General features: G+C 60.9%; 11 protein-coding genes. 1 reads left to right on the forward strand and 10 read right to left on the reverse strand.

Annotated elements, in window-relative coordinates:
* Positions 1–337: 337 nt before the first annotated feature.
* Complete coding sequence (locus XalbCFBP2523_RS00845; protein ID WP_045765672.1) at positions 338–2,569, reverse strand: methyl-accepting chemotaxis protein; 2,232 nt, start codon at positions 2,567–2,569, stop codon at positions 338–340.
* 39 nt (positions 2,570–2,608) lie between these two features.
* On the opposite strand from XalbCFBP2523_RS00845, the gene XalbCFBP2523_RS16180 reads away from it, so the two are divergent.
* Positions 2,609–2,866, forward strand: coding sequence for a hypothetical protein (locus tag XalbCFBP2523_RS16180; RefSeq protein WP_146084000.1), 258 nt, complete (start codon positions 2,609–2,611; stop codon positions 2,864–2,866).
* Positions 2,867–3,163: 297 nt separating this feature from the next.
* Here XalbCFBP2523_RS16180 and XalbCFBP2523_RS00850 read toward each other — a convergent pair whose 3' ends face one another.
* The 9 genes from XalbCFBP2523_RS00850 to XalbCFBP2523_RS00890 all read right to left on the reverse strand — a co-directional run bounded on the left by XalbCFBP2523_RS00850 (position 3,164) and on the right by XalbCFBP2523_RS00890 (position 12,380).
* A complete protein-coding gene (locus XalbCFBP2523_RS00850) occupies positions 3,164–3,469 on the reverse strand; it encodes a hypothetical protein (protein WP_196296866.1) in 306 nt (101 codons plus the stop codon).
* 542 nt (positions 3,470–4,011) lie between these two features.
* The gene (locus XalbCFBP2523_RS00855) at positions 4,012–6,012 is read right to left on the reverse strand and encodes a chemotaxis protein CheA (RefSeq protein WP_012915880.1); all 2,001 of its coding nucleotides are present in this window, start codon (positions 6,010–6,012) and stop codon (positions 4,012–4,014) included.
* Positions 6,013–6,042: 30 nt separating this feature from the next.
* Positions 6,043–6,408, reverse strand: coding sequence for a response regulator (locus XalbCFBP2523_RS00860; protein WP_012915881.1), 366 nt, complete (start codon positions 6,406–6,408; stop codon positions 6,043–6,045).
* Positions 6,405–6,713 carry an STAS domain-containing protein gene (locus XalbCFBP2523_RS00865; protein WP_012915882.1) on the reverse strand — a complete coding sequence of 103 codons (309 nt, stop codon included), beginning with the start codon at positions 6,711–6,713 and terminating at the stop codon, positions 6,405–6,407. Before XalbCFBP2523_RS00865 ends, XalbCFBP2523_RS00860 begins: the two co-directional genes overlap by 4 nt.
* Before the next feature lie 109 nt (positions 6,714–6,822).
* Positions 6,823–7,929: a chemotaxis protein CheW gene (locus XalbCFBP2523_RS00870; protein WP_045765673.1), complete on the reverse strand. Its 1,107-nt coding sequence runs from the start codon at positions 7,927–7,929 to the stop codon at positions 6,823–6,825.
* Entirely contained in the window at positions 7,926–8,708 is a 783-nt protein-coding gene (locus tag XalbCFBP2523_RS00875) for a ParA family protein (RefSeq protein ID WP_012915884.1), read from the reverse strand. The genes XalbCFBP2523_RS00870 and XalbCFBP2523_RS00875 overlap by 4 nt, the downstream gene beginning before the upstream one ends.
* Entirely contained in the window at positions 8,708–9,661 is a 954-nt protein-coding gene (gene motD / locus XalbCFBP2523_RS00880) for a flagellar motor protein MotD (RefSeq protein WP_012915885.1), read from the reverse strand. Before motD ends, XalbCFBP2523_RS00875 begins: the two co-directional genes overlap by 1 nt.
* A 7-nt stretch (positions 9,662–9,668) precedes the next feature.
* Entirely contained in the window at positions 9,669–10,409 is a 741-nt protein-coding gene (locus XalbCFBP2523_RS00885) for a flagellar motor protein (RefSeq protein WP_012915886.1), read from the reverse strand.
* A gap of 222 nt (positions 10,410–10,631) precedes the next feature.
* Entirely contained in the window at positions 10,632–12,380 is a 1,749-nt protein-coding gene (locus XalbCFBP2523_RS00890) for a chemotaxis protein CheA (protein ID WP_045765674.1), read from the reverse strand.
* Position 12,381 lies beyond the last annotated feature (1 nt).

Raw genomic sequence — 12,381 nt, forward strand, 5'->3', positions numbered from 1 at the left:
TTTTTATGTATGTGATAGGATTTAATGATCGAAAAGGTCTTTTTGGCTATCTTAATCGTTAATTTTATTGTGATATATATCAATTATTTAAGACTTTGATATGTATATATGCAAATTTTATATGGTGATTTTCTTATCGACGTCGCTAAAGATGTCTTGACTAGCAAAGTGCGATGCTGCGGTGAAAAGCGCATTTTCTGCGTGTGATCTATCACGCTGTGCTCGCCGGTGAGCGCATGCATTGCAAATGCTTGGCGCACAAAAAACCCCGGGAGATTGCTCTCCCGGGGTTGGACTTGCTCGCAGTGGTGCCCTTGTGTGGAGGTCCGCCTGTGGATCAGAACTCCTGCCAGGAGCTGTCACTGGTGGCGACGGCTGCCTGTTGTTTGGCGGGTTGATGCGATTTACGACTAGTTGCCTTTGCGATGGGCTTGACGGTGCGGGATGCTGTCGCGACGCTGGCATGCTGGGACTGGGTTGCCACGGTGTTGTCGATCTTGAACAGCGCCACCGCATTGCTGAGTTGCCCAGCCTGCTCTTCCATCGAACGCGCTGCGGCGGTGGCTTCCTCGACCAGCGCGGCGTTCTGCTGCGTGGCCTCGTCCATTTGGGTCACGGTCTGGTTGACCTGCTCGATGCCGGCGGACTGCTCCTGCGAGGCAGAGGAGATCTCGCTCATGATGTCGGTGACGCGCTGCACCGAGGCGACGATCTCCTGCATGGTCTTGCCGGCTTGGTCGACCAGGGCCGAGCCTTCGGCGACGCGGCCGACCGAGTCGTCGATCAGTCCCTTGATTTCCTTGGCCGCATTGGCCGAGCGCTGGGCGAGGGTGCGCACCTCACTGGCGACCACGGCGAAACCGCGGCCCTGTTCGCCGGCACGCGCCGCTTCCACGGCTGCGTTGAGCGCGAGGATATTGGTCTGGAAGGCGATGCCGTCGATCACGCTGATGATGTCGGCGATTTTCTTGGAGGAGGCCTCGATGCCACTCATGGTCTGCACCACCTGACCGACCACTGCGCCGCCCTGAGAGGCGACGCTGGCAGCGCCCGCGGCGAGCTGATTGGCCTGACGTGCGTTTTCGGCGTTCTGCTTGACGGTGGAGGTCAGCTCCTCCATTGAGGCGGCGGTTTCCTCCAGGCTGGCGGCCTGCTGCTCGGTGCGGTGCGACAGGTCGTCGTTGCCGGTAGCGATTTCGGTGGCGGCGGCATTGATGCTGACTGCCGCAGTCTGGATGCGGCCGACGATACCGGTCAACTGCTCGACAGTGGCGTTGGCATCGTCGCGCATGGTGGCGAACACACCGCGGAAGTCGCCGTGCATCCGCGTGGTGAGGTCGCCGGCGGCAATGGACTGAAGCAATTTGGACAGCGCCTGCAGGTTGCCATCGGCAGTGGCCATCAACTGGTTGAGGCTCTCGACCATGGCGCGGAAATCGTATTGGAAGCGTTCGGCTTCGCCACGCACGCTGAAGTCACCTGCGGCAGCGGCGTCGGCGAGTTGCTTGATCTCGCGGTTCATGGCGGTCAGGTTCTGCTTGACCTTGTCCATGGTCTCGCTGAGCACGGCCTTTTCGCCGGGCAGGCGATCCATGTCTTCGGAGAGGTCGCCGATGGCATAGCGGCCCATGATCTGCGCCAGGCGCAGCGTGACCGCGATATGCGAGGCGACCAGCGCATTGCTGTCGCGGACCATGCGGCCGTAATCGCCCGGGAAGGTGCCTTCTTCCATGCGGTAGCTGGTCTGACCAGCGTCATGGCGCTTGGCCATCTCGGTTTGTGCCGCGATGACCGCCTGCAACTGGCTCTGCATCTTGTGCATGCTGACCAACAGCACGCCGGCTTCGTCCTTGGTCTGGGTATCGATCGGGTTATCGAGCTTGCCCCCCGCGATGGAATCGGCGACAACGATCGCGGCGCCAAGCCGGTTCAGCAGCCGGCGACGGATCAGGACCGCCAGGCCGATCGAGGCCAGGATCACGAACAGACTGCCGAGCATGATGGCCCACTTGCTCTCCGCGCGCACGGAAACCAATGTCGAGCTGCGCTGGACGAGAAGGCCCTCCTCTTCGGCGATGAAATCGGCAAGCATCTTGCGGATCGTGGTCATTGCCACGCGGTCGCGGGCCTCGGCAAACAGGCTGGCGATTTTTTCTTTGTCGTTGGTGCTTTCGCGCACCGCGATGATCTCTTTCTCAACCGCGATGAGTTGTTTGAACGACTTTCCCAGCTGTTCCAGGCGCGCCTGTTGGCTAGGGTTGTCGGTGGTGAGCTTCATGGCTTCGTCGAATTTTTTCTCGAAGACCTCCCGGCTTGGCTCAAACGACTGAATGTGCGACTTGTCGCCCGACAGCAGGTAGCCACGCGAACCTGTTTCGATATTGAGCGCGTTGATCTGCATCACTTCGCCGGTCGACAGGATCTTATAGCTCAGATCGTTCATGTCGGTAGCATGATTGATCGTGGACAGGCTGCTCAGGTTGATTGTGCCGATGACCAGCATTACCAGAACGATGGCCGCGAAGCTCAGTGCGAGCAGCGCGGAAAGGCTGAAGTTTTTAAGCTTCATTGTGGAGTTCCTATGTCGGGGAGAGTTCGGTGCGCATGCATGGCGCATCGGCGTCATACTCCAGGCATCACGGCTAGTGATGGCAAGGTGTTTCTACGTCGATGCGGTTTGGCTGATGTCGTCAAAAAGGAGGGGTCTTCATGCGGTGAATTGGTGTTTGATCGGTGCCTGCATTGGTTTGCGCCTCACTCTTCATTGAAGTCGATGCGCGAGAATCGCATGACTCTACATAGCGGCATCGCAGTGATTTTCTTGATCGCTGCGATTTCTTTCTTTAATCATGTGATTTTTGTGTGATGAATATTTTGTGTTTGAATTCGTGGCGATGCCTTCACATGGCGGGCTTTCATGTGGTTGCAGGCGATCAATCGCGGTAGCCTGCGCCGTCACCGTGTTTTCCGTGACTTTTCTTCGTGGCTCAAAGTGTGGTGGTCGCATCGATGGATTCAGAATTCTTGCCAACGCATTTCTCTGGCAACTGCGGCGCTTCCACTTGGCGCCGTTTGCCTGGAGGCAGGATGCTGCGGTAGGGGAGCAGGTTCTTAGCCACGACTGGAACAGTGTTTGCTGCGGATTGCTCGATTTTGAACAGTGCTAGCGTATTGGTGAATTGCAGGCCGCGCGCGTTCGCTCAGCAGGGTTTGCGCTTCGGCTAGGAAATTCTTCGTAATGCAGGCGACTTGCCTTGATTTCGGCCAATGCTGGTGGATTGAGTTCTGGTCTTGTCACCATCGCCAAGGTGCCCATGGCGATCAGGATGCTGGAATTGGCATCGACCATGCGATTGCCGATTCGGGTTTTCCCCACATTTACCTTGACGGTGCTGTCCAATTGCTTGCGGGCATTGGATATGGACAGTACCCCACCTACGACCAGTACGCACGAGAGCAGGATCAGCACACCCCAAGCCCCCCGAGCCGGTGGCCGACGTTGTAGCGTTGCAGAAACGAATTCATTTGGTGCCCTCTTGATGAAAGAGATGGGGAATGACGTAAGTTCTACGTGCTCGCCAGAGGTCTGTCTGGATGCTGTTCGTTCGATGCAGCGTGGATAAAACGACACTTTGCAAATTTGCACACTGTGTTCGAACGGGCCTTGCCATGTGTGTAGAGGTGGTGGGATACAACGCTTTGCTTCAGCGGATGTGTTGTTCGTCGTGCAGGTCGATCCCATCTGAAGCGCCGATGATGTGTTGCACTTTGTAGACAAAAAATGTGCAATGAATCGAGTATCGGCGGCTCTGGCCAAATCTTGAGTGTTGGTCTTGTTGTCGCCACCCTCAGGCGCAGGGCTTGACGGTGCCGGGTTGCTGCTGGTGCCTTAGTGGCTGCGATGGGGGGCTAGTGTGACGGCCAGACAAGCAAACGCCCCGGCATTACTGCCGGGGCGTGCGGTGTGTTGTGTGGGTCGCTCGGGAAGCGATCCGGGCTGAGAGCGTTGGCTCAGGCCGCTTGTTGCACTCGCAGCGAGCGGACCAGGCCGCCGATATCCACGATCAACGCCACGCGGCCGTCGCCGAGAATCGTCGCACCGGAGATTCCGCTGATGCGGCGGTAGTTGTTCTCGATGTTCTTGACAACCACCTGCTGCTGACCGACCAGCTCGTCCACTTCCAGTGCCAGCTTCTGCCCATCGGCTTCCACGACCACGACCAGTGGCTCGCTCTGCGGGTTCCCACCGAAACCATAGGAGTCGCTGAGCGATAGGATCGGCAGGTATTCGCCGCGGACCCGAAGCACTCGGCCTTCGCCGGCCATGCTGCGGATGTCGTCGGCCTGTGGCTGTAGCGCTTCGATGACGTAGGCAAGCGGCAGGATCAGGGTTTCGCCGGCCACCGATACGGTCATGCCGTCCAGAATCGCAAGCGTCAGCGGCAGGCGGATCAGCACACGGGTGCCGCGGCCGAATTCGCTTTCCAATTGCACTTCGCCGCCCAGGCCCTGGATATTACGCCGGACCACGTCCATGCCGACGCCACGTCCGGACAAGTCGGTGACTGCATCGGCGGTGGAGAAGCCAGGAGCGAAAATCAGATCCCAGACCTGCGCGTCGCTCGGATTATCCGGCACGGTCAGGCCGCGCTCGGTGGCCTTGGCCAGAATGCGGTTGCGGTTGAGGCCGGCGCCGTCGTCGCTGACTTCGATGACGATATGTCCACCCTGGTGGGACGCCGCCAGAGTAATGGTGCCGGTCTCGTCCTTGCCGGCGGCGCGGCGCGCTTCCGGCATTTCCAGGCCGTGGTCGATCGAGTTACGCACCAGGTGCACCAGCGGATCGGCGATCTTTTCGATCAGCCCCTTGTCCAGTTCGGTGCCTTCGCCGATGGTGCGCAGGCGTACCTGCTTGCCGAGGCGGCTGGAGAGGTCGCGGACCAGGCGTGGGAAACGGCGGAATACCGCATCCACCGGCAGCATGCGCACGCCGATGACGGCCTCCTGCAGGTCGCGTGTATTGCGTTCGAGCAGGTCCAGGCCGGCGAACAAGCGCTCGGCGGCGGCTGGATCCAAGCCGCTGGAGACCTGCTTGAGCATGGCCTGGGTAATGACCAGTTCACCGACCAAGTTGATCAACGCATCGACCTTGTCGACGCTGACGCGGATCGAGCTTTCTGCTTCCTGCGCGGCGGCGGCGTTGCCGGCGGGAGCATTGGCGGCTACGGTCGCAGCTGGCGCGGCGGTGGCCGCGGCCGGTGCTGGAGTCAGCACGGGCGGCGGTGCGCTGGCCAGGCTCGGCGGTGGCACGGCGCGGATGTCCAATTCGCAATCGTCGATCACCCAGGCAAAGGTGTTTTCGATTGCGCTGCGCGGGATCTTGCCGACCAGGCCAAGATCCCATGCCATATAGGCTTCGAGCGGATCGAGATCGACGAAGCCGGGCAGGCGGCCGTTACGGCATGCAATCTGCAGCGGGCCGAGATGTTCGAGTTCGCGGATGATGCGTAATGGATCGTTGCCGCTCATGAACAGCGACGGCGATGGGGTAAAGCCGATCTGCCAGGCTTCGGGTTCGGCGGCCTGATTTGCGGCCGGCGTCGCCGCGGCGGCTGCGACGTCTTTGCCGTTCAGTGCACGCTGCAGGCGATCATGGACGGCCTTGACTGCAACCGGGTCGGCGGCAACGCCGTGCTCGGCTTCGCGTAACAGGGCACGCAGGACGTCCACCGATCCAAGGATGGCGTCGATCGCGTTCGCTTCGACTTCGCGCTTGCCGGCGCGCAGTTCATCGAGCAGCGTTTCTAGTACGTGGGTGAGTCCGGCCATCGCTTCGAAGCCGAACGTGGCGGCACCACCCTTGATCGAGTGCGCGGCGCGAAACACCGAGTTGATGGTTTCGGGGTCGCGGTTGCCTTCTTCTAACGACAGCAATCCGGCCTCCATCGCGTCCAGCCCTTCGCGGCTTTCCTCGAAGAAGGTGGCGTGGAAGCGTTGCAGGTCCATGCTCATAGGGAGGGAGTCCGAAAAAGAGAGAGAAAATCAGCCCAGAACTTTCTGGACGGTGGCGATCAGCTGTTCGGGGTTGAACGGTTTGACCAACCAGCCAGTGGCGCCGGCGGCTTTACCTTCGGATTTTTTTTCTGCCGCCGATTCCGTGGTCAGCATCAGCATTGGGGTGAACTTGTAGTCAGGTAGCTGGCGCAGTTCGCGGATCAAGCTGATACCGTCCATGTTCGGCATGTTGACGTCGGTGACCACGGCGTTGAAGCGCTGGCCTTTGGCGCGACCCAAGGCGACCTGGCCGTCTTCTGCTTCTTCGACAGCATAGCCGGCCGAGGTGAGGGCAAAAGAGACCATTTGGCGCATCGACGCCGAATCGTCCACTACCAAGATACGTGCGCTCATGCAGCGTTCTCCACAGATTTCAAATTTTCAGAAGTGTCAGGAAGGCCCAGCGATTCGCTGACCCCTAGTAGGCGTGCTGCGTCGCTGAAGGTGGCGCTGCATGCCTTGAATTCAGTGTGTTTGCCTTCTTTGCGGCGTGCATCCACGAACGCGCACAGAACCTGCACGGAAGCGGTGTGAATGCGGCGCACTTCGCCGGCGTCCAGCCGCAACACCTCGTCCGACGTCAGGAACGTGGTCAGGCGTTGTTTCAGGTCGGCGCTGGTCTCGATGCCGAGATCCTCGCCAAGTGGGACTGTGCTCATCATTACTCCGCACGAATGGTTCTATCGAAGGTAACGGCCGTCGCTTGAAAAGCTTTAGGCTGCATCTGGAAAGTGCGGTGTAGTCTGCAGTTTCTATTTATTTATTAGCTCAGTGCAACAATTGTTCAGCGTCTAGCAAGATCATCGGGTGCTGGGCAAGCCGTGCTACGCCGCGGAAAAGATGGTTGGAAATGCGGCAGATACGGGCATTGTCCGGTGGTTCGATCTGATGGTCGGTCAGGCTGGCGACGTCCTCAACGGCGGACACGCGCAGGCCCAAAGTTTCGCCACTTTCTTCCAGCACCACGACCCGTGTCTGCATGTCCATCTCGATCGGAGCCGAGCCCAGATGCAGTCCAAGATCCAGTACCGGCACCACTTGGCCGCGCAGGTTCATGATGCCTAGCATCGATGGTGGCGTGCCACGCAGTGCCAGTAGCGGCACCGGTAGTACGACTTCTTGCACTTTCAGTAGCTCCAGTGCGTAGGCCTGTTCGCCGCAGCGCAGACGTAGCCAACGGGTACTACGTTCGGTCACGCGTTCGGGGGCGGTGGCTGAGCCGTTTGGCAGGGGCGGTTGCATGAAAGCTTGTAGGTTGGGCTTTAGCCGCGTTGCGCCGGCTTTTGCGCGTTCAGCCTCGGCGCGACGCTCCGGTGGCACCGCCATCATTGGACGCTTGACGGCACGCGCGGCGGCGGCATCGTCCTCGGCGGCAAGATCGCGCGGCGTCGTCGAGCGTTGTCGTTCCATCGACGCGACCGCGTCTAGATCGGCCTGGCGGTCGGTGCTGGGTGCCTGCTGCGACATGATGCCTGCCAGTGCGGGATCGGCGTCGGCCTCGGCCAGGACCGCGGCGGCGATTTGCTCCGGAGTCGGGCCAGTTGACGCAGGTGTCAGCGCCTGCTGGGACATGATGCCTGCCAGTGCGGGATCGGCGTCGGCTTCGGCCAGGACTGCGGCGGCGATTTGTTCGGGAGTCGGGCCAGTTGACGCAGGTGTCAGCGCCTGCTGGGACATGATGCCTGCCAGCGCGGGATCGGCGTCGGCTTCGGCCAGGACTGCGGCGGCGATTTGTTCGGGCGTCGGGCCGGCTGGCATGGGCGTTGTCGTATCGGCAAGAGGCGTTGCGGGTGGTAGCGTGGTGTTCTGCGCTGCGCTGATCGTGTCGTGCAACAGACCTTCCAGATAGTCGTCGATGATGTCTGGAGTACTCATGCGGCTTGTTCCATCTGCGTCGCGTCGTTGGCCAGCAGCCATTCCAGCGCGCGTCGATAAGCGGCCAGGCCGCGACCAGGATAGTCACCGGGAACGCCAGCGATGGTCAGTGCCTTGACGTTACAGATCTTGGTGTCTACCGGAATCGCGTCTTCCCAGACCCGTTCGCCATAGCTGTCCTGCATCTGCCGCAGGGTTTCGTTGCCGGCGCGGGTACGCTTGTCGAACAGCGTCGGCAGGATCGATGCGGGCAGGGGGCGGCGACGCGAACGCTCGACCATGTCCACGGTGCGGACCATGCTGGCCAAGCCATGTAGCGCCAGTGGCTCGGCCTGGGTTGGAATGATCACGCGATCGGCAGCGGCCAGCGCGTTGATCATCAATAGGCCGAGGGTCGGCGGACAGTCGAGCAGGATGTAATCGTGCTGTCCTGCATGCCGCGCCATGGCCTGCTGCAACGCCAGGCCCAATCCTGGCTGGTTGGCGCTGCGTCGCTCCAGCGTGGCCAGCGCGGTTTGCCCGCAGACGAAGCTCAGGCGTTCGATAGCGGTGGTGTGGGCAAGCACGGACAGTTCACTGGATGGGGTGGCGAAGAGATCCACCACGCCAGCCGGTTGCGGTTCCTGCGGCACATCGAACGCTCTGGTCAGCGAAGCGTGCGGATCGAGATCGAGCATCAACACGCGGTGGCCGAGCATGGATAGGCCACGGCCTAGTGCCAGCGTACTTGTGGTTTTGCCCACGCCACCTTTTTGGTTGGCGATCGCCCAGATACGCATCAGTTCACTCCTTCAATGGCGGCAGGGACTGCCCGGTGGCTGCCGGCGTTGCCGGTGGCCGCCGTGGCGGTGGGTATCGAGGTAGTCGACGCGGCGACGGCACTGAAACGCTCTGACGTCGACGGCGCGTTGTTCGTGCCATCGCCGGAATCGGCCAGAATGACCAGCACCACGCGGCGGTTGGCATTGCGTCCGCTTGCGGTATCGTTGCTGGCGTGCGGGCGGAACTGGCCATAGCCGATCATCGACAGCCGTGAGGGTTGCAGCCCCTGGTCGGCGAACAGATGCACCACACTAGCCGCGCGCGCCGCCGAGAGTTCCCAGTTGGATGGGAACTGTGCAGTGGCGATCGGTGTGTTGTCGGTATAGCCCTCCACTCGTACGCCGTTGGGGACGCTCGCCAATATCTGCGCGAGCTGTGCCAGGGTCGCATGTGCGCTCTGATCCAGTGTTGCAGAGCCGGAGCCGAACAGGATGTCGCTGTTGATCTCTACTTCGATCCACAGCCCGGAGCGGTGCACGGTGATCAGCTTTTTCTGGATCAGTGGCGACAGTGCTGAGTCAAGTCGTTCGGCAATGCGGTCGAGCTGTTGCTGCGCGCGTCGCAGTTGCTGTTCGTCACGTAGCGCATCGGCGGGGCGTGGCAGCGATGTTGCTGGCAGCCGGTTCGGATCGAGAATGGACAGAGCCGGGCTGGATTGGATTGGCGTCGCTCGCGCGTCGCTCTGGCCTTGCAGCGGCTGTTCGCCCACTTGCACCGGGTGCATTGTCTGCGCTGTGCCACCGAAGGCTGCGTTCATCGCGTTCGCCATGACGCGATACTTGGCCGCGTTGACCGTGGACAACGCGTACATCACCACGAAAAAAGCGAGCAGCAACGTCATCAGGTCGGCGTATGGGATAGCCCATGCCTCGTGATTGGTGTGCTCGTCTTGGAAATGTTTGCGGGCCATGTGCGACTCAATGCAGGAATCCGGCCAGTTTCGCTTCGATGTTGCGCGGATTTTCGCCCTTGGCAATGGCGATCAACCCTTCGATGAGCATTTCGCGCTCGCCGCTGCTGTGCTTGATCACGCTTTTGAGTTTGCTGGCCATCGGCAGGAACAGCAAGTTGGCCGAAGCAATGCCGTAGATGGTGGCGGTGAAGGCAGCGGCGATACCCTGGCCGAGCTTGCTCGGGTCAGCGAGATTTTTCATCACTGCGATCAGCCCCAGCACCGCGCCGATGATGCCCAGAGTCGGCGCGTAGATTCCCATGCCCTCGAATACCTTGGCCGCCGCTAGATCGCGGTGCGCCTGGCCTTCCAGATCGATCTCCAACATGTGCCGTATTGCATCGGGCTCGACGCCGTCTACCAGCATCTGTAGTCCCTTGCGCACGAATGAATCCTGCTGCTGGGGCAGTTCCTGCTCCAGACCGAGCAAACCCTGGCGTCGTGCGATATTGCTCCATTCCACGATTTGTTGCAGTACCGCCTGACGGTTGTTCGGTGGCGGCTGCAGGATCCACTTCGCGATCTTGAATGCGCGCCGGAACACCATCGGCGGCGTTTGCACCAGGATTGCCGCGAAGGTCCCCACGATGACGATGACGAACGCAGCCGGCGACCACAGCGCCGAAATCCCGGCACCTTTGAGGATGCTGCCGCCGATCAGCGAAATAATCGCCAGCAGCAGGCCGATGAGACTGAGTTTGTCCATGCAGGAGGTATCGGCAAGGGAGCGGGGGACTTGATGGGCAGCCTGGATCGGAGACTTAGACGTGCCGAAACGTGAGATTACGAAAGCACAAATATTTCACTTAAAAAGTGCCAATGTCCTGGGCAGGACGTTGCGATTACTTCTTCGACATCTTGCAATTTGCTTCATCAACGCGTTTGACAACGGTTTGGGCGTGGGATGCGATGCTGTCGTCCCGAGCACTCAGCTCTTCAGGCCATCCACATCCAGAATCAATGCCAGACGGCCATCGCCGATCAGTGTGGCGCCGGCATACCCGGACAGGCCGCGCAGGGCGCGCGGTAGCGGTTTGATGACCACCTCCTCGCGACCGCGGACCTGGTCCACCACTAGGCCCATACGCGATTCGCCAGCCTGCAGCACCACGATGGTCAGCAGTGGTAGTTGTGGGGCGTCGACGTTGAGCCACTGGCGTAGGTCCACCAGTGGCAGCGTATGCGACTGCCGATCGAGTACGGCACGGCCGTCGAACCAGCCCAGCGAGCGGCGTGGCGCATGCAGCACTTCGACCACACGCGCCAGTGGGAGTGCATAGACACTATCGCCGGCCTGCACCAGAAGGGTTGGCAAGATAGCCAGGGTCAGCGGTACGCGGATCAGAAAGCGGCTGCCGCGGCCCAGCTCGGATTGGATCTGGATTTGTCCGCTGAGTTCGCGGATACGCGACTGCACCACATCCATGCCGACGCCACGGCCGGAGATATCGGTGACTTCGGATTTGGTCGAAAACCCAGGCAGGAACACCAGATGCAGACATTCCTCGGTACTTAGCCGTGCAGCGGCTTCCGGATCGATCAGGCCCTTTTCGCGCGCCTTGGCACGCAAGCGTTCTGGATCGATGCCGGCACCGTCGTCTTGCACCTCGATGCTGACGTAGTCGCCTTCTTGTTGTGCAGACAGGCGCACATTGCCGCCACGCGGCTTGCCGGTGGCTTCGCGTAGCGTTGGCGCCTCGATGCCGTGGTCGATCGCGTTGCGCACCAAATGGACCAGCGGATCGGCCAGTGCCTCGACCAGATTGCGGTCCAGCTCGGTGTCGGCACCAATCAGTTCCAATTCCACTTCTTTCTGCAAAGAACGGGCAACGTCGCGCGCGACCTTCGGGAAGCGCGAGAACACCTTGCCGACCGGTTGCATGCGTGTCCGCATTACCGCCGATTGCAGCCGGGCGGTGGCGATGTCCAGCGTGCTGACTGCACGATCAAGCTCTTCGTCGTGCAGGCGCGCACGCAGTGTCTTGAGTCGATTGCGCGATAGCACCAGTTCACCGATCATGTTGACGATGGCGTCCAGGCGTTTGGTGTCCACGCGCACGGTTTGTTCGGGTTCGCTGGTCTTTGCAGCCACGCCCGGCTTGGATGCCGGTGCGTTGGGTTTTGGACTTGGTGATGCGGCAAGTTGCGGTTTGGCCGCGGGCGCGGCACCGCCGTGCAGGTTGTCGAGTAATGCTTCGAATTCGTCGTCGCTGATCAGGTCCGAATCGGCGCCAGCTCCTCCAGCGGGCATGCTGCTTTTACCGGCTGTTGCAGAAGTGGATGGCATCGCGGTTTCCTCGCCACCTGCGGCGAATTGCGCGATCAATTGTGCCGGCGCGCGTGGCGGCTCTTCGCCGCTGCTGAACGCATCCAGCATCGATTGCAGGTAGTCCAGCGATTGCTGCGCGGCGTCGAAGTGACGGGCTTCCAGCGTAGCCTGACCGGCACGGGCCATGCCCAGGGTCTCTTCGGCGGCATGGCACAACTCGACCATGGCGTTGATCGATAGGAAGCCGGCACCGCCCTTGAGGGTGTGGAAGCCCCGGAACACGGCGTTGAGCTGGTTGCTGTCATCAGGCGCCTGTTCCAGCGACACCAACTGTTCGCCTAGGCGGTCCAGGATCTCCTGGGCCTCGATGATGAAGTCGGCAGCGATGTCGTCTGATACGGCGCTCATG

It is taken from the genome of Xanthomonas albilineans, assembly GCF_002939705.1.
In the GTDB taxonomy this organism is placed as follows: Bacteria; Pseudomonadota; Gammaproteobacteria; order Xanthomonadales; family Xanthomonadaceae; genus Xanthomonas_A; species Xanthomonas_A albilineans.